Here is a 24641-nt window from a genome sequence, read left to right as displayed (position 1 = left end):
CGGGCGGCCGCCGTCCCCCGTATGCAATGATAAATCCATTGCAAGGAGGCCCCGCCATGTTCTCCACCGCCTGGATCACGGGCGCCAGTTCAGGCATCGGCCGCGCCACTGCGCTGCGGCTGGCCGGGCAGGGCGTTAAGGTTGCGGTCAGCGGCCGCACCGAAGAGTCGCTCGAGTCGCTCGCCCGCGAGGCCGAGGCCCTGCCGGGCTCCTGCGAGCCCTTTCCCATGGACGTCACGGAGGTCGAGGCCTGCCGCGCCACGGTCCGCGAGATCGAGGCGCAGATGGGCGGGATCGACCTCGCCCTGTTCGCCGCCGGCACCCACGAGGACATGAGTGGCGCCGACTTCTCCGCCGAGCGCGCCGCCAAAGTGATGACCGTCAATTACCTGGGCGTGGTCAACGCCCTGGACGCCGTTCTGCCGGCCATGCGCGGCCGGGCGCGCGGACGCATCGGCGTCGTCGGCTCGGTGGCCGGGTATCGGGGCTTCCCCGGACTGGCAGCCTATGGCCCCAGCAAGGCGGCGCTCATCAACCTGTGCGAATCCATCCACGGCGACCTGAAGCGCGACGGCATCCGCCTGACGCTGTTCAGCCCCGGCTTCGTGAAGACCCGCCTGACCGAGCGCGCCATGCCCACGCCCTTCGCCATCACGCCGGAGCGCGCCGCGAAGGAGATCGTGCGCGGGCTGTCGTCGGACTGCTTCGAGGTGATCTTCCCGAAGGAACTTGCACCGCAGTTCATTGCCGGCCGCGTGATGCCCAACCGTGTGTACCTGCGGCTGGCGGGCCTGCTGGGGGCGCTGCGATAGGCCCGTCCGGCCCTCCTACCCGTGGTGGCCGTCCTCGGACAGCGGGTAGAGGTAGTTGATGTGCCCCATCTTGCGGCCGGCCCGCACCTCTGCCTTGCCGTAGAGGTGGACGTGCGCCGTCGTCTCCGACAGCGCGCCCTGCCACTGGTGAACGTCCTCGCCGATCAGGTTCTTCATGCGGCAGTCGCAGCGGCGCAAGGGGCTGCCAAGCGGCAGGCCGCAGATGGCCCGCACCAGCTGCTCGAACTGGCTGGTGAGGCAGGCGTCCATGGTCCAGTGCCCCGAGTTGTGGGGGCGCGGCGCCATTTCGTTGACCAGCACATGGCCGGAGCGGTCGACGAACATTTCCACCGCCAAAAGGCCCACCAGTTCCAGCGCGTCGGCCGCCTTCTTCGCGACGGAAACGGCGTCCTCCAGCGTCTGCCGCCCGCGCGGTCCGTCCACCGGTGCCGGCGCGATGGTGGTGTCGAGGATATGGTGGACGTGAATGTTCTCCACCGGATCGTAGCAGGCGATGGCGCCGTCGGTGCCGCGCGCGACGATCACGCTGATCTCGCGGTCGAAGTCGATGAAGCCTTCCAGCACGGCGGCATCGGTCTTCAGCGAGTCCCACGCCTCGGCCAGATCGGTGCCGTGGTCGATGCGCACCTGCCCCTTGCCGTCATAACCCAGCCGCGCCGTCTTCAGCACGGACGGGCGGCCAAGCGCCTCCACCGCCGCCTCCAGGTCGGCCAGCGAGTGCACGGGCTTCCAGGGGGCCGTCGCGACGTCCAGGCCGTTGAAGAAGGCCTTTTCCTTGATGCGGTCCTGGCCGGTTTCCAGCACGGCGGCACCGGGACGCACGGCGACGCGCTCCTCCAGGAAGCGCACGGGGGCGGTCGGAATGTTCTCGAACTCGTAGGTGACCACGTTCACGGCCTCGGCGAAGCGAGCCAGCGCCGCCTCGTCGTCGAAGGAGGCCGTGGTCACGAAGCGCGCGACCTGGGCCGCCGGCTCGTCCTCGCTGCCGCAGTAGACGTGCACGTCGTAGCCCAATTGCGCCGCCGCCAGCGCCGTCATGCGGCCCAGCTGGCCGCCGCCCAGGATGCCGATCACGGACCCGGGCGGCAGGAAAGCGGCAGGGGCGGTGGTGTGGTCGGTCATGGAAGGCTCGTCGGCTGTCGGGTTTCTAAACGGAATCAGGCGTCGTCGCGCGGTTCGTCGGCGACGGCCTCGGTCTGCTCGGCGCGAAAGGCGTCCAGTTTGGCCGCCACGGCGTCATCCATCAAGGCGATCACGGAGGCGGCCATCAGCCCGGCGTTCACGGCCCCGGCGCGGCCGATGGCAAGGGTACCCACGGGAACGCCGGCGGGCATCTGGACGATGGACAGCAGGCTGTCCATGCCGTTCAGCGCCTTGGACTGCACAGGCACGCCGAAGACGGGCAGGGGCGTCATGCTGGCGCACATCCCGGGCAGGTGGGCCGCGCCGCCGGCCCCGGCGATCACGCACTTCAGCCCGCGCTCCCTGGCCGAGGTGGCATAGTCCACCAGGCGCTGCGGCGTGCGGTGGGCGGAGACGATCTTGACCTCGTGGGCGACCCCCAGCTGCTCCAGGACATCGACGGCGTGGCGCATGGTTTCCCAGTCCGACTGGCTGCCCATGATGATGCCGACGTCCATGGTGGTCTCCCGCAGTGAGTTGGGTTTCGGAAAGACCGGGATTATAGGGCCCGGAAAGCCCGCTGCAAGGGGCGCGGCGACTTCCTGTTCGTTTCCCCGCCCGAAGGTGGTAGCCTGTGGTTCGCAGGCCATGGCAGAAGGACATGACCGATGCCGGACATCAACCCGCCGCCGCCGGCGCAAGGCGTGGGATGGCGCAGGGAAGGGCAGAACGACGGCGGCGGCCGCAAGGGCCGCGGCAGCGCCTTTTCCCGAGCCGCGCAGGCTTACGGTGCCGCCAGCGTGGCACCGCCTCATGACATCACCTCGCTGCACGGTATTCCGACCGCCGAACTGACGCCCTCGGTCCGCCATGCGCTGGAGGACCTGATGGGTGATGTCGACCGGTTTCGCTGGGCGCTGGAGCAGGCGGAAGGGCGGCAGGCCTACCTGGAAGGCCTGGCCGACCGGGATGCCCTGCTGCCGGTGCTCAACCGCCGCGCCTTCGACCGCGAACTGAATCTTGTGCTGCAGTCGGCCGGATCGGACCGTGACGCCGGCACGCCGCCCGTGCTGGGCCTGTTCTACCTGGCCAATTTCGAGGCCCTGCACGCCGAGCAGGGCATCGCGGCGGCCGAGACGGCCTTGCGGCACATGGCGGATGTGCTGGTGGGCGGAGTCGGTCGGGCCGACGTGGTGGGCGCCACGGGCGGGGCCGGCATCGGCGTGGTGCTGACCATGCTCGACCCGATCACGGCCGGCGGCCGCGTGGCGGCGCTGCGGGATGCCGTCACGGCCTATCCGCCGCGTCACGAGGACGGCGACCTCGTGCTGGACGTGCGGGCGGCCTCGATGATCCTGGAGCCCGGCATGACACCGGAAAGCGCGGTGGAGGCCGCAGACGCCAGCATGCGTGCGGCGTCCGAACCGGCCTGACGGGCCCGGGCTCAGGCGATGATGTCGGGGTGCAGCTGCGCCTCGATGTACGAAATCTCGTCCTTCAGCATCAGTTTGCGCTTTTTCAGGCGTTGCAACTGGAGCTGATCGAAGGGAGCCTTCTCCACCAGACGGGCAATCACGTCGTCCAGGTCCCGGTGCTCTTCCTTCAACATGGCAAGCTGGGACCGCAGCCGTTGAGTCTCGTCGTCGATCATGGGAGGGGGACGTCCTGGGGATGACTTAATATTTTGGACACTATCAGATACGCCCTCAAAAGGGTATGGAGAACGCGCCGAACACGAGAGGGAGAGGACCTGTTATGGCGAAACCGATCAAGCGCATTGGTGTGTTGACGAGCGGCGGCGACTGCGCCGGCCTGAATGCCGTGATCCGCGCCGTCGCCTATCGCGCCATCCGCACCTACGGATGGGAGGTGTTCGGCATCGTCGACGGCACCATGGGCCTGATGAACCGCCCGCTTCAGTACCGCACGCTGGACCTGCACTTCTTCACGGGCAATCACCTGCGGGAAGGCGGTACCATGCTCGGCACCACCAACAAGGGCGACCCGTTCAACTTCCCCATGCCCGACGGCAGCAAGAAGGACCGCAGCCAGGACTTTGTGGAGGGCGTGAAGCTGCTGGGCCTGGACGCCCTGGTGGTCATCGGCGGCGACGGCAGCATGAAGATTGTCAGCCAGCTTTGCGCCGCCGGCAACATCGGCATGGTGGGCGTGCCCAAGACCATCGACAACGACGTCCATTGCACCGACACATCGGTTGGCTTCTCCACCGCCGCCAACGTGGTGACCGAGGCGCTGGACCGCCTCCAGCCCACCGCCGCCAGCCATCACCGCGTGATGATCCTGGAGGTCATGGGCCGCGACGCCGGCCACATTGCCCTCAACGCCGGCATTTCCGGCGGGGCGGATGTCGTGCTGGTGCCTGAGGTGCCGTACTCGCTGGAGGGCGTGGCCGACAAGATCAAGGAGGTCCTGCACGGCGAGGGCCGCAGCCACGCGCTGGTGGTCGTCGCCGAAGGCTGCAAGACTGCCGACGGCGAGACTCCGACCATTTCCTATGCCGGCGGCCAAAAGCGCTACGGCGGCATCGGCCACTACCTGACCGAACACATCGCCGAGCTGACGGGCGCCGAAACGCGCGTGACGATCCTGGGTCACGTCCAGCGCGGCGGCACGCCCTCCATGCACGACCGCCTGCTGGCGTCGGCTTTCGGCGTGCATGCGGTCGACCTGGTCGCCCAGCGCAAGTTCGGCAAAATGGTGGCCTGGCGCGACCGTGGCGTGGTGGAGGTGCCGCTGGACGCCGTAACCATCGGGCCGCGGTCGCTGGACCCCAACGGCACCCTCATGCACACGGCGCGGGGACTGGGCATCTACTGCGGCGATTTCGACCGCCTGGACGAGGACGCAGCGTCGCCGGAGGAGTGCGGCAGCGCGATGCCGGTCGACCCGAACCTGGCCGGCCCCGAAAAGATCTGATCCGAAACGTGGGGTGGCCGGCGGGTCAGCCGCCGCCCCACCGCTTCACCACACCGGCGTCCAGCCCGAACAGGTCCAGTGCCCGGCCGACCGAATGGTCGACGATGTCGTCGAGGCTTTGCGGGCGGGTGTAGAAGGCGGGCAGAGGCGGCGCGACGATGGCGCCCATCTCCGTCACCGCGGTCATGGCGCGCAGGTGACCCAGGTGGAAGGGCGTCTCGCGCACCATCAGCACCAGCCGGCGGCGCTCCTTGAGCGTCACGTCGGCGGCGCGGGTCAGCAGGTTTGACGCCATGCCGCCGGCGATTTCCGACAGCGACCGCACGGAACACGGCGCCACCAGCATACCCATGGTACGGAACGACCCGGACGAAGGCGGCGCGGCCAAGTCGTGGTGGCGGTGGACCACGTCCGCCAGTGCCTTGATGTCGGCGACCTTCACGTCGCACTCGTGCGCCAGGGTCACCTCGGCGGCGGGTGACAGGATCAGGTGCGTCTCGATGTCCAGGTCGCGCAGTATTTCCAGCGTCCTGAGGCCGTAGACAATACCGGAGGCGCCGGTAATTCCGACAATGATGCGGGGTTTCTCTGAGGTGTACATGAAGCGCGTGTCGCCCGTCTGGCAAGGGTAATAAACGGAAAGTTATACGGCCACAATAGCTTAACGGATTGCCTGGAATCGGCATTCAGAATGGCGTACCATGCTTGGCGTACCATACCCCGATAACGGAGGTTTGCCATGGGCTACGATGCTCGGATCGACTCGCTGACCACCAAGCACCAGACGCTTGAACATCAGCTGGAGCAGGAGAGTCGCCGACCGATCCCCGATACAGCCATGGTAGCCACGCTGAAGCGGCAGAAGCTCAAGATCAAGGACGAACTGGCCCGCATGTCGCGTCACTGACACGGGCACAGGACGCCACGAGGGAAGAGACCATACTTCCGCTTTGACATGACCTGACAGTCTGCAACGGGACGCTTCCGTTCCCGTATCACGGCGCCGCCGGCGCCCGCGCCGCTCGATCAGCGGCTTGCAACGACCAAGGCCTCGGCCGCAAATGATGCCGGCGAGGCCTTTTCGTTTGCGCTTCCTTGTTTGCGCGTTATCCGGCTGCACCCACCCCTTCGGGCCGGTTGTCGGACAATCCCGCCGTCGGAGCAATTTGGCGGCGACTGGAGAATTTTCGCTGCGTTACCGCCACGGCGCGCGAACAATTCCACGTCTGCGGCCTTTCCTTTGCGCAACAATTATTGCACACTGCCCCCACCCATCGGAGGGGCTTCCGGTGATGCCGTGGCCGCGCCGACCGCAGCGGCGGCCCCGTGAAAGGCAGACGAACTCAAAAGAGGGAACGCAGACAGGCCATGACCAGTCCGTACCAAGCCGCGCACGACCGCTCGCTCAACGACCCCGAGGGCTTCTGGGGCGACGCGGCCAAGGACATCGTGTGGACCAAGCCGTGGGACAAGGTGCTGGACGACAGCAACGCGCCCTTGTACCGCTGGTTCACCGGGGGCGAACTGAACACCTGCTACAACGCCGTCGACCGCCATGTTGAAGGCGGCCGCGCGGAGCAGGCGGCCATCATCTACGACAGCCCGATCACCGGGTCCAAGCGCACCATCACCTATGCAGAGTTGCAGGATCAGGTGTCCCGCTTCGCCGGCGTGCTGAAGGCGCAGGGCGTGGAGAAGGGCGACCGCGTCATCATCTACATGCCGATGATCCCCGAGAGCCTGGTCGCGATGCTGGCCTGCGCCCGCCTGGGCGCGGTGCATTCGGTTGTGTTCGGCGGCTTCGCGGCGCACGAGCTGGCGACCCGCGTCAACGACGCCCAGCCCAAGGTCATCGTCGCCGCCTCCTGCGGCATCGAGCCGGGCCGCGTCGTGGCATACAAGCCCATGGTGGACGAAGCCATCAAGCAGGCCGCCCACAAGCCGGGCAACGTGGTCATCTTCCAGCGCGAGCAGTGCAAGGCCGACATGCAGGACGGCCGGGACATCGACTGGGACGAGGCCATGAAAACCGCCGAGCCCGCCGACTGCGTGCCGGTGGCCGCGACGGACCCGCTCTACATCCTCTACACCTCCGGCACCACCGGCCAGCCCAAGGGCGTCGTGCGCGACACCGGCGGCCATGCGGTGGCGCTGAAGTGGACCATGTCGACGCTCTATGACGTGCAGCCGGGTGACGTCTACTGGGCGGCCTCGGACGTCGGCTGGGTGGTCGGCCACTCCTACATCGTTTACGGCCCGCTGCTGCACGGCTGCACGACCATCGTCTTCGAGGGCAAGCCCGTGGGCACGCCGGACGCCGGCACCTTCTGGCGCGTCATCGAGGAGCACAACGTCAAGGTGCTGTTCACCGCGCCGACGGCCTTCCGCGCCATCCGCCGCGACGACCCCGAGGGCGAGTTCCTCAAGAAGTACTCGACCAAGTCGCTGGAGGCCCTGTACCTGGCCGGCGAGCGCTCGGACCCCGAGACGCTGAAGTGGGCGGAGAAGCACCTGCAGGTGCCGGTGATCGACCACTGGTGGCAGACGGAAACCGGCTGGGCCATCTGCGGCAACCCCAAGGGGCTGGAGCTGTTCCCGGTCAAGCACGGCTCGCCGACCAAGCCCATGCCGGGCTGGAACGTGCAGGTGCTGGACGAGAACCACAAGCCCGTCCCGCCGACCCAGATCGGCGCGCTTGTCTGCAAGCTGCCGCTGCCTCCGGGAACGTTGCCGACGCTGTGGAACGCCGAGCAGCGCTTCCGCGACGCCTATCTGGCCGACTATCCGGGCTACTACAAGACCGGCGACGCGGGCTTCATTGACGATGACGGCTACGTCTACGTCATGACCCGCACCGACGACGTCATCAACGTCGCCGGCCACCGCCTTTCCACCGGCGCCATGGAAGAGGTGCTGGCCATGCACCCCGACGTGGCGGAATGCGCCGTCATCGGCGTCGCCGACGAACTGAAGGGCCAGGCGCCGCTGGGCTTCGTCTGCCTGAAGTCGGGTGTCGACCGGCCGGACGAGGAGATCGTCAAGGAACTGGTCAAGCTGGTCCGCGAAGAGATCGGCCCCGTCGCCGCCTTCAAGCAGGCGGTCGTGGTCAAGCGGCTGCCCAAGACCCGCTCGGGCAAGATCCTCCGCGGCACCATGCAGAAGATGGCCGACAACACCGAGGTGAAGGTGCCGCCCACCATCGACGATCCGGACATCCTGCCGGAGATCGAGGAGGCGCTGGAAGGCATCGGCCTCGGCAAGAAGCGCGGCGGCTGACGCCGCGCCCTGCCACGCGACAGCCGACAGAGGAGGGCCCGGCCATGTGCCGGGCCCTTTTCCTTGCGTGACCACACGATCCTGTTGATTGCTGGTGGCAGCGGCGCTAGAGTCCGATTATCGCAAAACGCGAAGTATGGCGCGTCATCTTCCCGGCTCCAGAAGGGGGATCATCATGGCATCCATCGGCGGGCCCGCTTCGGGCATGACGGTGTCCACCGTCCAGCAACTGTTCAAGGCCGGCGGGAAGGGCGAGTCCGACAGGGCGGCGGCACTCGCCGATCCGGTCCAGAAAATCCGCGACATGGCGGCGGACTCCAAGGACGGCACGCGGCGCGTCGTGACCTACAAGATGCTTGATGCCCTCTACAAGCTGCCCGAGGAAGACCGCCGCGCGTTGGCCGAGGCCGTCGGGCCGGCGCTGCTGGGGGTCTACGAGCGGATCGAGGCACTGGACCCTCTGGTGCGGTCGTCCGTCATCATACAGATCCGGAAGAACGCCGAGCAAAATCGTGCATTTACTGGAGAAATCCGCACCGACAACGGGTTCCTCGTGAAGCTCGACAGCGGCATGACGGCCAAGCAGGCCGACAAGGCGGCGGAGGAGGCAGCCGTTGCCTCGGGCGCCACCGTCAAGGGCAAGGTCGATCGGCTGGAGGAGTGGGTGACGGCCGAATACGATTCGGAGGACACGCCCCTCAGCCGCGAGGAATGGAGTGCCTTGCGCGACGACGCGGTCGCCAAGGCCCGCGAGGACCTGGAGACCTATGGCTTCAAGGGCGGTGAGCTGGAGGTGCTGGAGGACGGCACGCGGCGCCTGGGCGCCTACTCGGTCTTCTATGCCGTCGACCGCAAGGACTTCAATTTCGGCCTGCACCGCTACCTTGTGAACGTGCAGGGCGGCGGCGGGTGTATGAATAGAATATTTCGTCTATCCGAGAATAGTTAGCTTATTTCTAAGATTATAATTAATTGTCTTTCGGTGCGAGGCGACGTTGAACAATCCGCGCACCCGGCTGTGGCTTCCCGCTCTCTCCCAAGCAAGATAACCGCCTCTCCTGGCGTTGCCTTCTACAGCCCGGGCGGCCGGAGGCAACTCCACCTCCGCCATCCGGTCCGTGAACCCGAGCCCGTTCCCGCAGCGGATGCGGTTCGTCGCCCCGCCGCGCCGGAACGGATTGGCTAGTCCACCAGGTCGAAAACGGATACATCATCGGCTGCGAAGATCCCCGAATTCGACACCGCTTCGACGGCGCGGTCGACGTCGCGAGCGAACAGCGCCACCACCAGGTCGCGGCCGGCCCGCGAGCAGCAGACATAGAAAAGCCGACGCGTCCGGTCGATCGACGTGTCGCGCCCCTCCAGCGCGCTCTTCGCGTCGGCGTTCGTGGGCGGAGCGAGACCCCAGTAGCGGTCGTACGAGAAATGGCTGTGCCGTCCTTCTTCTTCGTCGATGACGACGAGAACGCGATCGAATTCGGCGCCCTTCACGCCCTGTTGCGTCGCGAAAGGAGATTGATTCTGGACATAGGACCGGTAGCCTATGAACTCGCGGGCGCGGCAATCGAGAAAGGCCGCCATCGCGGCATCGAGAGCCGGATCCTCCCCGGGAGCGTCGCCCGTCAGATACGGCTCGAAGCGGTCGTCGAAATCGGCGAGTTCGGCGTCCCTGACGAAGCGGAGGACGTCCCCGACCGAAGCGTCTCCGGACGAAGCCAGGAGGCGCTCGAGGGTCACCACGTCGTTCGCGAGCGTCTCGAGGCTCGCCGCCACGTCGGCGCCCTCGAGCCGCTCGCGTGACAGTCGCGGGCAGTTCGCCTTGAGCAGAGCGATCGTTCTGCGGCCGCCGCGTGGTCCAGCCTCGGCCAACGGCAGGAGGTAGTCGAGGAACGGCCGGACCGGCCAGGCGGTCCCCTCGAGCAGTCCGTCCTTGAGCGAGGCCGGGGCGCCGTCGTGGAGCGCGGCGTAAAGCGCCGCGAAGCCCAACCGCGCAGCCGCCATCCGATGTACGATCACGAGAAGGCGGACGTCCCCGCCCTGCTCCGCGTCGCACCAGCCGCCATCTTGGGTCAGCGTCGCGACGTGGGTCCGCAGCGCCCGCAGCCGCTCGTCCCGCCGTCCGTCGGCGGGCATCACGAACAGACGCGCCGAACCCTCGACGGCACCGTCGCGCCCTTCGACGGTCCGGCGCCGCCCGCCGGTCTGCCGCAGACCGTCGCCGGTCTCGCGGATGCGGTTGATAACGTCGAGCACTTGGCTCGGGCAGCGGAAGTTCTCCGGCTTCTCGATGCGGCGCCATCCCGCCTCGGCGACCACGTCGCCGGCGCCGGCCGCGTAGATCTTCTGCATCGGGTCGCCGAAGAAGCCCAGGCAGAAGCGCCCGCTCTCCTGACGATCGATGCTCTTGAACGCCTCTACGACGTCCGGGTCGGTATCCTGGCTCTCGTCGACGAAGACGAAGGGGTGCCGGAGCGCCACGAGCGTCCTGAGCAGCGCGTGCTCGAGAATCAGGTTCGGCACCATGTCGAGCACGTCCGAATGACCGAGAACGCCGGCGGCGTAGTCGCTTCCGGTTCCGTAGGTGAAGCGGTCGACGGAGGCGATCCTGCGGGCCACGCTCCGCAGGCCGTCGGCCTCGCGACGACGGCGTTCGGCGGTCGCGGGCTTGGCGCGGGGATTGTCCGCCTTCGCCTCGAGGTCGGCGATCTTGTCCGCGATCCGGCCCGAGACCCAGCGCCGGATGTCGCTTTGGAAGGGCCTGATCGCGCTCCAGAGGAAGCTGTGGATGGTGGAGACGTGAAAGAGCGGATCCTCGCCGACGTCGTCGCGGATTTCCCGTACCGCCACCTCGGTGTAGGTGATGCACGCCACCTTCTGGCCGTTCCGCCGCAGCCGCGCGCCGCGGGTCCGACCGAGGTGGTCGAGGGCCTTGACGAGCGACGTCGTCTTTCCCGATCCCGCGCCCGCGACCATGACGAAGCTCGCGGGCGCGTCGCCGTCCAGGCATTCGCGCAGCAGCACGTCGGCTTCGGTGTCCGGTTTGCCGGCGCGCGTCGTCATGACGGCGGACCGGCCGGCGCGAGATCGTGCGCCGAATCCGACGCCCGCTCGCCCGCCACCTCCTCGGAGAGCCACGACAGGCCTTCGGCGATGTAGTGCGGGACCGTCCAGCCACCGGCGTCCGCCGCCATCACGCCGAGCGCGAACGCCGTCTTGTCGAAGGACGCTCCCTTGACCCGGTCGTGGATCCGGCCGGCGAGGTCGGAGAGCTGCAGGGCATGCGCCCCCCGGATGCGCAGCTTGAGCGCCTTCTGCTCGGAATCCTGGCACCATGCCAGGTTTTCGAGGGCGAAGGCCTCCTCGAGGGTGCGCCCGGTGCGCTCGGAGGTCTCGACGCCCCAGGAGGCGGGACGCGGAGTCTGGTGCACCACGCGGACCGCGCCGGGGCCGTCGGCCGAGCGCCACGTCCGGTCCGCGTCCGAAGACGCCAGAAGGTCGGCGACCGGCCGCTTCGCGGGAAGCCAGCCGATCAGGGTCGGATTCGACGTGACGGCACCGGGGCGGTCGGCCGGACAGGCCTTCAGGCGGCGCCGGCCGTCGCGGCTTTCGTCGTCATCGTCGTCACCGTCGTCATCGTCGTCACCGTCGTCACCGTCTTCATCGGCTTCGACGTCGTCCGCTTCGCGTTCGGGTTCCGCGACGCTGTCGAGGTCGGTGATCACGAGGGTCGTGATTCCGAGGAATTCGACGAGGCTGCGGAAGCGGTGCGCGAAGGCGCCGCCGACCTCGAGGATACTGAGACAGACCGAGGAGAGACGTCGCCGCGGCGGCTGCCGCCTGTCGCCCGCTTCGATCATCAGCGGAAGCAGCAGGCGCTCGACGTTCCCCTCGACGAGAACGGCGGCGTCGGCGAAGAAGAGGTCGCAATGGGTGAGCTTCATGTAGCGTACGAGGAAGTCACGCTCCTCCGGTCGTTCGGCCTCGTAGAAGGCGGACAGGTTCAGGACGCGCGACGAGTCGCCCTCGCGCCGGAAGTAGCGGATCGGCCGGAATCCTCGCTCGTAGACGATGTGCGGAGAATGGGTCGTGACGACGAGCTGGCTGACGAACGAATCGTGCTCTTCGTCGTCGAGCGCCAGGAGATGGAGGATCTCGCGAATGAAGACCTGCTGAAGCTGCGCGTGCAGGTGAGCCTCCGGCTCCTCGATGAACACCAGATGCAGGGCCGGGACGACCGCGTCCCCGTCGAGCCATTGACGATGCAGGCTCAGGAGTTCGATCACCATGTAGACGAGGTTCTTGTAGCCCAGGCCGTTGTATGCCTCGGGCAGGGAGAAGGTCGTCGCCTCGTCCAGCACGTAGTGGACCTGGGCCTCCTGCGTCAGGAGATGCTTCGGATCGACGTTCGCCCGGATGCGGATCTGCGGGCTGGCGGGATAGCCGAGCCGGCTCAGCCGTTGCAGCGTGTCGTGGAAGACCGCCGCGAAATGCCGGTCGAGTTCGTCCTGCGATCGTGCCAGGGCCCGCAGCGCATCCCGATCGTCGGGGTGACGCTCCAGATGGCGGGAATAGTACCGGCTGAGGCTTTTCGAAAGGCCGTCGGCGCGGGCACCGTCGTCGCTCTGGTTGCGCTGCGCGTTCAGGCAGTCGACGCGGAGGATGGACCGGAGGGCGCCGGAATCGCTTCGCCCGCCGTCGGCCGACAGAAAGGGCTGCGGAGCGTAGTCCTCCGCGGCGACGAGCCGGTCGTCGAACATCCGGCGATCGAGGACGAAATGCCGGAGGCCGTATTCCTTGTGCAGCGTCTGCTCGAGGTAGTCGGCCAGGGAGCCCGGCCACGCTTCGTAACCCTCGTCGCGCGCCGGAGCGGCCGCCGCGCGCGCTTGCCGGAAGCGCTCCATGAGCCCGACGGGATCGTTCGGTGCGAACTCGATGCGCAGTCCGACAGGCCCGTCGCGCCATGCGAGGTCGGGCAGAAGGTCGACGACGCGGTGGAGGTCGGGCTCGTCGACGTGGAACCAGAGGTCGATGCCGATCACGGGCAGGTCGGGTGCCTCGTCCGACGCCGCGTCGGCCGCCGCCAACGCGGTCCAGCAGGCCGCGTTGAAGTCGTGGATGGTGAACGCCTTCGGCCCGGCGACGAACATCTGGATCGCGCGCGTCGCGGACGTCTTGCCGCTGTTGTTCGCGCCGACGAAGATCGATATCTCGCGGTCGAAGTCGATCCGGACGTCCCGCAGACGCCGGAAGTTCCTGAGGCGGACGGACGCCAGATGCATGAAGGGGATGATCCTCGGTGCTGCCGTGGCCGCTGCCGCGGCGGTAGCCTGAAATTGCAGTGAGGGCCCCTCACTACCACAGCGAATGCCGAAAGGATAGCCCTGGGTGGTTTCTGCGGGCCCGGCCTTTGCGGGGGCTCGTCGCCCCGGCGCCTCCCCCGCATGATCGCCGCACGCGTTCTTCCGGACACTTCCGAAAGCGAGCCTGCACGTCCATGCTGGACGACGAAACGAAACCATCGGACCGGACGACGATCGTGCGGCCGCCCGAGGGCGGCACCGCGTGTTTCGACGAAGACGTGGACCCTGAGGCGATGCTGGGCGTATTCCCGCCGCTGTTCGACGACGAACTCCTCTACGGCGCCCTCGCGCGGTTGCACCGCTGGATGGGGCGGCCGCCGGTGCCGCTGTTCCAGGACGCGGCCTTCGGTTCCGCCTGCCAACCGTCGCTCGAGTTGCCGCGTCGCGTCAGCGCGCTCGCGGAGCGCATGCCGCAACCGGGTTTCGATGCGGTTCGGCTGGTCGCCCGCCACACGTTGTTCCCGTATTTCGCGGCGCTCTACCCGCGCGCGCGCCGGCGCCGTCTCCTGACGGCCATGTTGGGGAACGACGAGCGCGCGTGGAGCGTCGTCGGGATCACCGCCGGTCGTACCGGGGGGCGCCGCTTGCTCGCATGCCGCCGGTGCGCCGACGACGACCGGGCGCGCTACGGCGTCGCGTACTGGCGCCGCCATCACCAGGCGCCCGGCGTCTTCGTCTGTCCCGACCACGGCGATCCGCTCGTCGTCGCTGCCGCCGCCGAGACCGGCACCCTTCCCGAGAAGGGGTACGTCGACCTCGACGGTCTCGACCTGACGGTCGCACCGGCCGCACATCCCGATGCCGGCCATCCGATCGACCGGCGCGTGGCGACGGCCGTCGCAACCGTGATGCGGGGCGCGCGGTCGACCGATCGGCATCGCGCCGCCGCGCGTCTCCGGCGGATTCTGGCGGCAGGGGACTGGGCGACGGAGCGCGTCCTGCGCACGCGGGAACTGCACGCCGCGCTCGCGGACTGGGCGGGAGACGCGCTCATCCGCTACGGGGTGGGCGCCGGCGAAGGCGGCGTCTCCGCGAGCTGGCTGCCCACCCTTCTGGCGCCGGGACGCACCGGTCCGGCCCTCGTGCGCTACGCGGTGGTTCTGGCGTTTCTCGACCGGCCGGTGAGCCTCCTGTTCGAGGATCCGTCACCCGGCGCGGAGGCCGATCGTCCCCTGACGTCGCGACGGCGGAGCACCGCGGCCGCGGCGCAGCCGCCCCGCCGGCGACAACGCTTCTCGAACGATCCGTCCGCCCTCGAAACCCGCATCGCCGCCGCCGAGGCCGAGTTGCTGGCCGTGCGCGCCGCGGCGCCGGAACTCACCCGCAAGAACATCGCGCGGCGCGCGCCGACGAGTTACCACCTTCTTCGGGAGCGTCGCCGCGAGCGATTCGAGGCGATCATGCCCGCGCCGGGCCCACGGGGGCGGCCGGTGGCCGACTGGGCCGCGCGTGACGCCGCCCTGGTGCGCAGGGCGCAGACCGCCGTGGCGGCGGCGGCGCTTCCCGGTGGTCCGGGCGCCCTGTCCGAGGAACAACTGCTGCTTCGCCTGGACGTTCGGGGCGCGTACCGAAACGCCCGGGCGCGGCTGCCGCATCTCGCGGCATTCATCGAGGAGAACTGCACGAAGCGGAAACGAAAGACGGACGGGTAGAACTTCTTGTCGAATCGCGGCACGTCCCGCGTCGGCGCATACTGGCTCGATCGGCTGTATGCGGGAGGGCTTCTTGATGCCGAGATTCCACACGGCGGCGACGGAAGCGCGGCGGCTCGAGGCGGGCTTCGGGCGGGGAAAGGGGGCGGCGTATCGGCCGTGGGTCTCGGTGCGCGACGTGAAGGGAGGGATCTGCAGCCGTGCCAGCGGTTGGCGGAGCGGACGGCTGCATCACCTCATGAGCCGTCTCGAATACGACGTCCTTTTGTTTCTCCAGTGGCCCGAGACGGTCGAGGACATCCGGGAGCAGGTTCCTCTCGCCACCGCCGATACGGCGGTGATCGCCGACGCCGTGGGCGTGCGCCACCCTGTGAGCGGCGGCGACCTCATCGTCCAGACCACCGACTTCCTCGTGCTCCGGCGCGCCGGCGGCATTGATGCCGCGGAGGCGATCGCCGTCAAACCGGCCGACCGTCTCGCCAATCGCCGAACCCTGGAGAAGCTCGAGATCGAACGGCGCTACTGGACTGTCCGGGGCGTGCGGTGGTCTCTCGTCACCGACCGGGAACTGCCGGAGGACGCCGTCCGGATGCTGCGGTGGATCGAATCCGACCGCCGCCCCCCCGCCGACACTGCTAGTCGGGACGAGCTGCTCCGGCGCGAGGCGGCGGTCCACGAAGCGGTCTCCGCACCCGGCGCGGCGCCGGTCGCCGCCCGCTGCGCCGCCGCCGACGCCGCCCGGAGATGGCCGGCGGGGACGGCGCTGGCGCTCGTCCGCGTCGCGTTGGCGCGAAAGTGGTGGCTGGTCGGCCTGCGCCGTCCGCTTCTTCCCGACCGTCCCCCGCCGGCGGTGCCGCGGGATGTGGCGCGCATCGAAGCCGACGGGGTGGAATGGCGCCCGGACCCGGCGGCCGGGGAGGCGGCGGAATGACGGAATGGCGCGTGAACGATGTCGTCATGACCGCCGAGCGGGGCATGCGGGGGCCGGTGTTCCGCATTCTGAGGCTGGGGCCGGCGGCCCCCGCCGTCGTCATCGACGTCGTCGACCGGCTGGCGTGGCCGGAACTCCGGGGGCGCGAGGTCTTCGCGGCAGCCCTGGCCGACGGGGATCTGGTGGCCTGCGGCCGCGACCCGGCGCAGCCTGCGGCGCGGCGCGACGAGGATCTCACCGAGGCGGAACGGGCGGGCGTCGAAGAGCGCTGGACCGCGATCGGACCTCTGGTCGACGATCCGACGCAACCGCTCTTCGATCCGGACCGGAGCCCGGCCCTCGTCCGGGCCGCCGCGGAGGCGGTTGGCGTGTCACCGCACACGTTGCGGACGTGGCTCCGCGCGTACTGGCAGGGGGGACAGATCAGGGCGGCGCTCGTCCCGCGCTTCGCCCTCCGGGGCGGGCCGGGGCGAAGGCGGGAGCCGGGGCCGGCCAAGCGGGGCAGGCCGCGCCAGGGGGACCCCCAGGGCGGAATGAACGTCGGCGCGGCGGAAGCCCATCTTCTCCGGGCCGGGCGCCGCCGGTTTCTGATCCCCGGCCGCACGCTGCGCGATGCCTACCATCTGACTCTCGACCAGTACTTCACGGTCGCCTCGGTCGACGCGGTCGGCCGGCGCATCGTCAGGCTGCCGGAGGACGGCCGCTTTCCGAGCCTCGCGCAGTTCCGCTACCACACGGCAGAACCTGCGGTCGTTCGTCTGCGGCACCGCGTCGGCCGGCAGCGGTTCGACCTCGAGCACAGGGACGTCAGCGGGCGCGTTCCGGACGATGCGGGCGGGCCCGGCGCGGTCTACGAGATCGACGCCACGATCATCGACGAATACGTCCTCAGTCGGGCCACGCCGGGACGCTGCATCGGGAAGCCGGTCGTGGAAGCCGTCATCGACCGCTTTTCGCACTGCATCCTCGGCCTGCACGTCGGCCTCCAGGGTCCGTCGTACGCGAGCGCGGCCGACACGCTCGCGCGGGCGCTGTCCGATCAGACCGCCTTCTTCCGGTCGTTCGGGCTGGACGTCGACGACGACGAGTGCCCGCGTCCGGCCGTTCCGAAGGAGATCGTCTGCGATCGCGGGGCGGAGTTCACCGGGACCGCCATCGAAACTCCGGCCCGGGAACTCGGGATCACCGTCACGAACCTTCCGCCGCTGCGGGGCGACCTCAAGGGGCTGGTCGAGAGTCGGTTCCGGATCGTCCGCAACGACGCCGTCAAGGACAGGCCGGGCGGCTACGCGGCAAGCGAAGCCGGAACCGCGGATCCGGCGACGGCGACGTTGACCCTGCCGGACGTGGCGCGCGTGCTCGTCGGATTCGTCCTGAAGCACAACCGGACGGCGCGGCTCGCGACGCCGCCGGCCGGCTGGCTCGCGCCCGACGGACGGATGCCGAGTCCGATCGAGGCGTGGCGGTTCGGCGTCGAGCGCTACGGCGCGCCCCGCGCAGCCGATCCCGCCCGCGTCGCGCTCGCGTTCGGGCGACGCGGCCGCGCCAGCGTGACCGCCGAGGGCATCCGCTTCCGGAGGCTCCTCTACGACTGTCCGGCGGGTCGCGACGAGGGGTGGTTCCTGCGGTGGAACGGCCGGCGCGCGCGCCACGTCGACGTGCAGTACGATCCGGACGACGTGACGACGCTGACGGTACTCCTCGATCCGGACGGTCGAACCGCTCCAGCGCGTCTGATGCCGAAGTTCGCGCGGTTCGAAAGCCTCACCTGGGAAGAGGCCGCCGATCTGCTGGCGTTCGAGAGGGGCGGGAGAAACGCGGTCGCCGCCGGCGACATGGAGGAAGAGCTGCGATTCCGGCGGGACGCCCACGCCGTCGACGCGACGGCGCGGGCGGCGCGGGCCGAGGCCCTGGCGGCGAGCGGCCGGCGGGCGCCGGACGTGTCCGATGTCCGTGCCGCCCGTCGGGACGAGATCGCCGCGGCACGCGCGCCGCGCGCGCCGACCGAAATCGCGGACGGCTCCGCGCCCTGCGAGGCCGCAGAGGTTGCGCCGCCGTCCCGGGCCGGTCTTCTGTGGTCGGCGCGGACGCGGTCGCTTCGCGGGGATGATCCGTGAGCGCCGGCGGGGAGGGGCCGCGCGCCGCGGCCGGGGTGCCGGCGATCTACCGCACGCCCGACGCCCCCGACCTCGAGGGCAACCCGTTCGCCGAAGCGCTGCCGCCCCCGGTTCCGGACGTGGACCTTCCGAAGCGGCTTCGGCGCCGCGTCGCGCGCCGGCCCGGCGACGTCGCGCTCGACCCGTCGCGGCGGGCCGAACTGGTGCTGCAGATCCTCGAGGTGGTTCAGCCGCTGTCGATCCACTTCGTCCTGCACCGGAGGCTCGCCGCGATGCTGCGGGCGGGGTACGCGGGCCGCAATCCGGTCGCGCGGGAGGCGCTCCGCTTTCTCGCGGAGGAGGATTACCGCGGCCACCGGACCTCTGCCCCGGCGCCCATCGCACCGCCCCGGCAGGCCTTGGGGCTCACGGCGATCGGCTACTCCGGTGTCGGCAAGACGCGCTCGGTCCAGGCGGCCCTGGCGCCGTTCCCGCAGGTGATCTCGCACCGCCGGTATCGCGGCCGGCCCTTTCTTCAGGAGCAACTGGTGTGGCTCCACCTCGACGTGCCGCACGACGCATCGCTGAAGAGCCTCTGCTTCGCCTTCTTTCACGCCGTGGACGAGCTTCTGGACACGCGGTACTACGATCTCTACGCCCGATCCACGCCGAACACCGACGCGATGGTTCCCCACATGGGCCGGGTAGCCCGCCTCCAGGGTCTCGGCCTGCTGGTGATCGACGAGGTGCAGCACCTGTGGCGGGCGCCGGGAGATGGCCGTCTCAAGGTTCTCAACTTCCTCGTCGGTCTGATGAACCGGGTCGGCGTCCCCGTCCTGTTCGTCGGGAACGAGGAGGCGCGCGGTCTCCTCGCCGAGGATCCCCGGCACGCCCGCCGCGCGACCACCCTCGGCGAAGTTCGGTTCGAGCCCCTGCCCAACGACGACGAGTTCGCGCTGCTGTGCGACGCGCTGCTCGAGCATCAGTATCTCAAAGATCCCGTTCCCTTCGGCACCTGGCCGCCCGCGCCCGACACCGCCGAACTCGTCGCGGCACTTCACGAGCGCAGCCGCGGTCTCCCCGGTGCCGCGGCAAGCCTGCTGGTCATCGCCCAGTTCCGGGCGCTGGAGCGCGGACTCGAGCGGCTCACGCCCGAAATCGTGCGCCGCGCGGCGCTCGTCGAGCAGAGCGAACTTCGCAAACATCTCGACGAGCTGCAGAAACGTCTGGCGCTGCGGCATCTCCGTCCGGTCGTCCGCTCAGGCGCGTCCGACGGCGCGCCGGCCGTCGCGGCGGGCGGGCCCAGCGCCGAGCCGCCCGCGCCGGCCGCGGCGCCGGCGGTGCCGGAGCGGCGGTCGCGGAGGCCGGCCGCCTCGGTCGTCAACGAGCTCGTCGAGGCGGCCGAGGCCGGCGACCGCGAGGGCCTGAGCGCCCACGACGCGCTGGAGGCGGCGGGCTTCATCCGCACCATGGTCGACGGGGAATGAGACGATGCTGGGCTTCCTGCCGACGCCGCGGCCCGACGAGACCCTGTACGGCCTGATCGCGCGGTGTGCCATGGCGCTGGGCTTTCCTCCGCGGGCGCCGCTCATGCGGACGCTGTTCGGCCGGGAGTGGCCGCCCGGGCTGGTCGACGGCGCGCCGCCGCTGGCGGCGCTGGCGGCGGCGCTGCCGGCGGCTCCGGAAACGACGGCCGGGCGGCTTCTTCTCGATCACACCCTGTGGCCCTACGCGACGCGGTTCGCCCCGAACGCCGCCGTCGCGACGGCGGTCGCCGCGGGATGGGACCGGCCGGCGCTGCGCGGCGCGCTCGCCGCGGCGGCGCGGCCGCCCGCGCTCCTGCGCCACTGCCCCGCCTGTTCCGCCGCCGACCGCGCCCACTTCGGGGCCGCGACGTGGCGGCGCCTGCCGCAGATCGCCGGCGTCGCCGTCTGCCCGCGCCATGCGGCGCGCCTGCGCGCCACGACGCTCTCCGCGGGCGAGGCGCGGCGCCGCCGCCGCGTCGTCCCGCTCGACGCCGTGATCGGGACGGGCGATCTCGCGCCCGCCGGACCGCCGCCGACGCCGGCCGAACGCGCCGTCGCGCGGGACGCCTGGGTCCTCCTCCGGGCGCCGCCGGGACCGCCGGCCGCGACGGTGCGGGCGCGCCTGCGGCGCGGCCTGCGCGCTGCGGGGTTCCGGCCCCGCGGCGGCGGCGCCGTCGCCACCGGCCGTCTGGCGGCGGCCCTGCTGGCGCCCGACGGCCGCCTCGCCGCGGCCGGCGCGGCGCCGCCGCCGGCGACCTTCCGCTTCGTGCTGATCCGGGCGCTGCACGACCCCTCGGCGACGTTGCACCCGCTTCTCGTCGCCGCGCTCGCCGATCTGGCGGGGCTGCCCCTGGCCGACCTCCTGCGGCCGCCCGGCGACGCCGACGGAGACGGCGGATCCGCCGACTTCGGGCCGATCGACCGATCCGCCGCCGCCGCCGCCGCCGGACGGAACGCGACGGCGGCCGCGCCGTGCGGCAACCCCCTCTGCCGCCGCTACCGCGGCCCGCCGGCGGCGGCCCTCGCCGCGACGCGGCGGGCGCCCGCGACGATCGCCTGCGGCGCCTGCGGCTTCGTCTACCGGTGGCGGCCGGCGCGGCCGCGCCAGACCGCCCTCGTCGCGCCCGGCGCCGCGTGGGAACGCGCCCTCGTGCGGCTGGTCGGCGCCGGCGGCCTCGGCCTGCGCGCGCTGGCGCGCCGTCTCGGCGTCGCGCCGCAGACGGTGCGCCGCCACGCCGACCGCCTCGGCGTCGAACGGCCGGACTGGCGGCCGCGGCCGCGCTGCGCCGACCGCCGCGGCCGCCGCCGTGCCGCGGCGCGGGCGGCGGCGCGGGCGGCGTGGCGGGCCGAACGCGCCCGCCGGCCCGACGGCCGCGCCGCCGATCTGCCGGCGCCGGCGCGCGCCGCCTACCGGTTCCTTCTGCGCCACGACCGCGCCTGGTACGCGGCGCACGCGCCGCTGCGGCGGCCGCCGCGGCGGTCCGGCGACCGCGGCGTCGACTGGGACGCGCGCGACGCCGCCTGGACGGCGGCGGCGGCGGCGCATCTCGCCGCCGCTCCGGGGTCGACGACGGCGTCGGCGGTGGCGGCGGCGCTCGAAGCGCACGACACGGTGATGGCGAACCGGGCGCGGCTGCCGCGCCTGTGGGCGTTGATCGCGCGCGCCACGGGCCGGCGCTACGCCGGCGTGCCGTCTTCGCACGGCTGTCCGTTAACGCAAAGTTATCGGACGGACGCGGAGGCGCCGCCGTGACCCCCGACGCCGCCGCCCTGATCGCCGCCGCCCTCGCCCCGGCGACGCGGCGCGCCTACCGCGCCGCCTGGGCCGACTTCGCCGCCTGGTGCGCCGCCGAGGGCCGCGCCCTGCCGGCCGACGCCGCCGCCCGCCGGGCGGGCGCGCCAAGACGCCGATGACGGCGGCGCGCCTGCGGCGGCTGGTCGACGACCTGCCGGCGACGCCCGAAGGCCGCCGCGACCGGCTGCTGCTGCTGCTCGGCTACGGCGGCGCCCTGCGCCGCGGCGAACTCGCCGCCCTGCGCCTGGCCGACGTCGACCGGCTGCCGCGCGGCCTCGTGCTGCGCGTCGCGACCGCCAAGACCGGCCCCGACCAGGCGGTGTTCCTGCCCGCTCATCCCGACCCGGCGCTGTGTCCCGCGGCGGCCCTCGCCGCATGGCTGACGGTGCGCGGGACCGCCCCGGGGCCGCTCCTGCGCACCGTGCGGGCGGGGCGGATCGGCGGCGGCCTGTGCGGCCGCACCGTCGCCCGCATCGTGCAGCGCCGGGCGGCCGCCGCCGCACTGGCCGGCGACTTCGGCGGCCACAGCCTGCGCGCCGGCTGGGCGACGAGCGCCGCCCTCGCCGGCGCCGCCACGTGGCAGATCATGCGCCAGACGCGCCACCGCAGCGTCGCCGCCGCCCTGCGCTACGTCCGCCTCGAGCGCCCCTGGGAGGGGCACGTCGAGACGCTGCCGACGCCGGAGTAGCGGACTTCGGGTCCGAGGTTCTTCACGGACGCCGCGCACGACGAAAAACTAGCGGTTGCGGGTTCGTCCCTTGGGCGGCGCCTTCGTGCTTCGGCGCCGGTTCTTCCCGCGGCGTGGGCGCATCGGAAGATCGTTATTCCCAGTAGGAAAATCGAAACTCTTAGCGGGAAGAGGCCGGCTTCCGAGCTTCAAGGACAGAGCCTTGCCGATGATGACGCTGCCGCCGTCGTCCGTCCGGGGCGCACTGAGCGCTCCTGCCGCGTGTCGGTCCTCGAGTACTGCGGCCGCGGTCGCGCCCCGGTGGTAGTGGTACGGGGCCTGACCGATACACTCCCGCGCCCGCCCGAGATGGAACAGGAAGTCCTCTTCCAGACCCGCAGAGCTCATGGCTTCGGCGAGAAGGAGATGCGCGTCGGCGAGGCGATGCTGGAGGCCCATGGCCGCGGCCATCCGTGCGGCATGCATCGCCTGACGTCGGCAGTTACCCCACGCGCCTCCGCGCGCGTGGGCTCCGGCGAGCAGAACGAGCGCCTGCACCTCGAGTTCGAGCTGAAGGCCCGCCCGGCAAGTCGCCACGGCCTCTTCCGCCCGCCGGACGAAGGTCTGGTGGTCGCAGGGGTCGGAAGAGTCGCACAGCACCGCAGTCACCGTCGTCCGGGCCCTTTCCCGCCACGACCCGGTATTCGCGGCGTGCTCGAGCGCCTTTTCGGCGAGCGCCCGCGCTGTTTCGGCTCGCCCCAGGTAGTGGTTCGTCTCGGCCTCGTAGCAGAGAGCCACGCAGAGTTTCTGGTGACCTCCGGGCGTTCCGTCCAGTTCGGCGCGATGGAAACGGGTAGCCTCCGCCGCAAGCGGAGCTCCCTCTTTCCGGTTCATCAGCGACAGGAGCTTTCCCCTGAACATGTCGTGGCGCGACACGATCCGTCCGTCGACGCTGTTCGCGTTCAGGGCCCGCGAGAGCATGTTCTCTGCCTCCTCGAGACGACCCAGCGCGATGAGGATCTCGCCGCTGTTGAGGCAGGTCATGCCCTCATTGAACCCGTTGCCGGCCTCCACGTCGATTCGCAGCGTTTCCCCGAAAACCCGCAACGCCTGCTCGAGATCGCCGAGGCGACGTATGCAGTGCGCCCGAGCCGTCATGACGAAGGTGGCGTAGTCCGGCGGTAGCGAGCCGAGGGGAATGTCGCTCGAGCCGTCGAAGAACCCTTCAGCGGCAGACAAGATTTCCTCGTAGTACAGGCCGCTGTAGAACAAATCCCCAAAAATATTGTAGAACAGCTTTGCCGCTTCAAAGTAATGTTCAGCTCTCGACTGATGGTATACTAGCTTCAGCGCCTTCACGGGAGGCGGTAAGCTCGCCAAATACAAACCGTGGGCCAGAGCGGCGTGGTCGCTCGGCTTCGCGGGCAGAACCTTCGCCGCATGGGCGCGGACGACCGGATGAAGCGTCACCGCTTCCGCCTCGAACTGCACGAGGGCCCGTCGCTGCAGAGATTCAAGGGCCGCATCGATCTCGTCGATGCCCGGGAAGACGATCGTCACCATGCTGCGGTCAACGTCGTCGGGCTCCGCTGCCAGCACCCGCATGATCTCCGCTTCATGCTCGGACAAGCCTGCGAAGGACACCTCTAGAACGTGCGACGATCTGGCCCGTAGGCCGTCCGTGACGTCCCATCGCTTGGCAAGATCGATATGCGGCTTCTGTTCCATTCCGAGGCGTCCGACGAGCAGTCTCAAGGCCAGAGGATGATGCCCGTAGAGTGCGCTCACCTGAACGATATTCCGGTCGTCGCCCTCGATTCCATTGGTGCGGAAGAAATCGACGACCTCGCCGTCGGTCAACCCCGTCAACGGGTGCACGCGCACACATTCGGAGGAGCCGGCCAGGACCGTCGGCACGATCCGCGACGTCATCAGGACGCGCCCCGCCGTTTTGCAGCGCGTCAGGTGCCGGAGGAGTTCGTCGGCGAGCGGATCAATGGCGTCGCCGCCCCTGCCCGAACGGCGACGGCCACCCGCTTCCCGAAGATATTCCTTCAGTTCGCGCTCGAACCCGTCCAGGACCAGAAGCACCCTTCGATCTTCGAGAACCTGGCACAGATGATCGAAGTGCGCCTCCGGATCATCGGAATCACGCTTCGCGTCGCCGCCGGTTTCCCTGAAGAACGCCGCCAGGAACTTACGAAATGACGAGGCGGGTCGATAAAAGCTCCACCAGTACACGAGCGACGGCTGTAGACGGCCGCAGGCCTCCGTCTCGGCACCGCCGCCCGCCCTTTCAGACAGGTCGTACTGGATCCAGATTCCGGCGAGGACCGACTTGCCCATGCCACCGATCGCGTGCAGAAGAAAGATCGGACTGCCGTCCCGCCACCAGTCCGAGAGCATGCGGCGGACGTCGGCCCGGCCCGTGAAGTCCTCGGGCAAC

20 protein-coding genes are annotated in these 24641 nt (G+C 70.1%); 13 read left to right on the top strand and 7 right to left on the bottom strand.

The features are described from left to right. Nucleotides 1-56: 56 nt before the first annotated feature. Nucleotides 57-812, top strand: a complete 756-nt coding sequence (locus LG334_RS12885; RefSeq protein WP_404378659.1) for an SDR family NAD(P)-dependent oxidoreductase — start codon at nucleotides 57-59, stop codon at nucleotides 810-812. Between the two features lie 15 nt (nucleotides 813-827). Here LG334_RS12885 and LG334_RS12880 read toward each other — a convergent pair whose 3' ends face one another. Beyond that, nucleotides 828-1955 carry a 5-(carboxyamino)imidazole ribonucleotide synthase gene (locus LG334_RS12880; RefSeq protein WP_404378658.1) on the bottom strand — a complete coding sequence of 376 codons (1128 nt, stop codon included), beginning with the start codon at nucleotides 1953-1955 and terminating at the stop codon, nucleotides 828-830. A gap of 35 nt (nucleotides 1956-1990) precedes the next feature. Continuing rightward, entirely contained in the window at nucleotides 1991-2473 is a 483-nt protein-coding gene (gene purE / locus LG334_RS12875) for a 5-(carboxyamino)imidazole ribonucleotide mutase (protein ID WP_404378656.1), read from the bottom strand. Between the two features lie 150 nt (nucleotides 2474-2623). On the opposite strand from purE, the gene LG334_RS12870 reads away from it, so the two are divergent. Beyond that, nucleotides 2624-3388: a GGDEF domain-containing protein gene (locus LG334_RS12870; RefSeq protein ID WP_404378655.1), complete on the top strand. Its 765-nt coding sequence runs from the start codon at nucleotides 2624-2626 to the stop codon at nucleotides 3386-3388. 11 nt (nucleotides 3389-3399) lie between these two features. Here the strand turns inward: LG334_RS12870 and LG334_RS12865 are convergent, their stop codons facing one another. Further along, complete coding sequence (locus LG334_RS12865) at nucleotides 3400-3606, bottom strand: YdcH family protein (protein WP_009542757.1); 207 nt, start codon at nucleotides 3604-3606, stop codon at nucleotides 3400-3402. Between the two features lie 104 nt (nucleotides 3607-3710). Between LG334_RS12865 and LG334_RS12860 the strand changes: the two genes are divergently transcribed. Further along, the gene (locus tag LG334_RS12860; RefSeq protein ID WP_404378653.1) at nucleotides 3711-4892 is read left to right on the top strand and encodes an ATP-dependent 6-phosphofructokinase; all 1182 of its coding nucleotides are present in this window, start codon (nucleotides 3711-3713) and stop codon (nucleotides 4890-4892) included. A gap of 25 nt (nucleotides 4893-4917) precedes the next feature. Here LG334_RS12860 and LG334_RS12855 read toward each other — a convergent pair whose 3' ends face one another. After that, nucleotides 4918-5493 carry a UbiX family flavin prenyltransferase gene (locus LG334_RS12855; protein WP_404378652.1) on the bottom strand — a complete coding sequence of 192 codons (576 nt, stop codon included), beginning with the start codon at nucleotides 5491-5493 and terminating at the stop codon, nucleotides 4918-4920. A 138-nt stretch (nucleotides 5494-5631) separates the two neighbouring features. Here LG334_RS12855 and LG334_RS12850 point away from each other — a divergent pair, with 138 nt between their 5' ends. The 3 genes from LG334_RS12850 (at nucleotide 5632) to LG334_RS12840 (ending at nucleotide 9117) form a co-directional block, all read left to right on the top strand. Continuing rightward, a complete protein-coding gene (locus LG334_RS12850) occupies nucleotides 5632-5799 on the top strand; it encodes a YdcH family protein (RefSeq protein ID WP_404378650.1) in 168 nt (55 codons plus the stop codon). 461 nt (nucleotides 5800-6260) lie between these two features. Beyond that, the gene (locus tag LG334_RS12845) at nucleotides 6261-8168 is read left to right on the top strand and encodes a propionyl-CoA synthetase (protein WP_404378649.1); all 1908 of its coding nucleotides are present in this window, start codon (nucleotides 6261-6263) and stop codon (nucleotides 8166-8168) included. Nucleotides 8169-8343: 175 nt separating this feature from the next. Beyond that, complete coding sequence (locus LG334_RS12840) at nucleotides 8344-9117, top strand: hypothetical protein (RefSeq protein ID WP_404378647.1); 774 nt, start codon at nucleotides 8344-8346, stop codon at nucleotides 9115-9117. 233 nt (nucleotides 9118-9350) lie between these two features. Here the strand turns inward: LG334_RS12840 and LG334_RS12835 are convergent, their stop codons facing one another. Together LG334_RS12835 and LG334_RS12830 are read right to left on the bottom strand one after the other, a co-directional pair. Further along, nucleotides 9351-11228 carry a UvrD-helicase domain-containing protein gene (locus tag LG334_RS12835; RefSeq protein ID WP_404378646.1) on the bottom strand — a complete coding sequence of 626 codons (1878 nt, stop codon included), beginning with the start codon at nucleotides 11226-11228 and terminating at the stop codon, nucleotides 9351-9353. After that, entirely contained in the window at nucleotides 11225-13447 is a 2223-nt protein-coding gene (locus LG334_RS12830) for an ATP-dependent nuclease (protein ID WP_404378645.1), read from the bottom strand. Before LG334_RS12830 ends, LG334_RS12835 begins: the two co-directional genes overlap by 4 nt. Nucleotides 13448-13662: 215 nt before the next feature. On the opposite strand from LG334_RS12830, the gene LG334_RS12825 reads away from it, so the two are divergent. The 7 genes from LG334_RS12825 (at nucleotide 13663) to LG334_RS12795 (ending at nucleotide 22216) form a co-directional block, all read left to right on the top strand. Then, the gene (locus LG334_RS12825; protein ID WP_404378644.1) at nucleotides 13663-15180 is read left to right on the top strand and encodes a TniQ family protein; all 1518 of its coding nucleotides are present in this window, start codon (nucleotides 13663-13665) and stop codon (nucleotides 15178-15180) included. A 76-nt stretch (nucleotides 15181-15256) separates the two neighbouring features. Continuing rightward, nucleotides 15257-16111: a TnsA endonuclease N-terminal domain-containing protein gene (locus LG334_RS12820; RefSeq protein ID WP_404378642.1), complete on the top strand. Its 855-nt coding sequence runs from the start codon at nucleotides 15257-15259 to the stop codon at nucleotides 16109-16111. Next, on the top strand, nucleotides 16108-18228 hold the full coding sequence (locus LG334_RS12815; RefSeq protein ID WP_404378641.1) for a Mu transposase C-terminal domain-containing protein: 2121 nt from the start codon (nucleotides 16108-16110) through the stop codon (nucleotides 18226-18228). The genes LG334_RS12820 and LG334_RS12815 overlap by 4 nt, the downstream gene beginning before the upstream one ends. Next, the gene (locus LG334_RS12810) at nucleotides 18225-19694 is read left to right on the top strand and encodes an AAA family ATPase (protein WP_404378640.1); all 1470 of its coding nucleotides are present in this window, start codon (nucleotides 18225-18227) and stop codon (nucleotides 19692-19694) included. The genes LG334_RS12815 and LG334_RS12810 overlap by 4 nt, the downstream gene beginning before the upstream one ends. 4 nt (nucleotides 19695-19698) lie before the next feature. Beyond that, nucleotides 19699-21486, top strand: coding sequence for a TnsD family Tn7-like transposition protein (locus LG334_RS12805; RefSeq protein WP_404378639.1), 1788 nt, complete (start codon nucleotides 19699-19701; stop codon nucleotides 21484-21486). Then, a complete protein-coding gene (locus LG334_RS12800) occupies nucleotides 21483-21647 on the top strand; it encodes a hypothetical protein (protein ID WP_404378637.1) in 165 nt (54 codons plus the stop codon). The genes LG334_RS12805 and LG334_RS12800 overlap by 4 nt, the downstream gene beginning before the upstream one ends. Further along, nucleotides 21644-22216 carry a tyrosine-type recombinase/integrase gene (locus LG334_RS12795; protein ID WP_404378636.1) on the top strand — a complete coding sequence of 191 codons (573 nt, stop codon included), beginning with the start codon at nucleotides 21644-21646 and terminating at the stop codon, nucleotides 22214-22216. The genes LG334_RS12800 and LG334_RS12795 overlap by 4 nt, the downstream gene beginning before the upstream one ends. 48 nt (nucleotides 22217-22264) lie before the next feature. Here the strand turns inward: LG334_RS12795 and LG334_RS12790 are convergent, their stop codons facing one another. Beyond that, nucleotides 22265-24640, bottom strand: coding sequence for a tetratricopeptide repeat protein (locus LG334_RS12790; protein ID WP_404378634.1), 2376 nt, complete (start codon nucleotides 24638-24640; stop codon nucleotides 22265-22267). Nucleotide 24641 lies beyond the last annotated feature (1 nt).

Source organism: Caenispirillum salinarum (assembly GCF_044803115.1).
In the GTDB taxonomy this organism is placed as follows: Bacteria; Pseudomonadota; Alphaproteobacteria; order Rhodospirillales; family Rhodospirillaceae; genus Caenispirillum; species Caenispirillum salinarum_A.
This window is presented reverse-complemented; position numbering and strand designations above follow the sequence as displayed.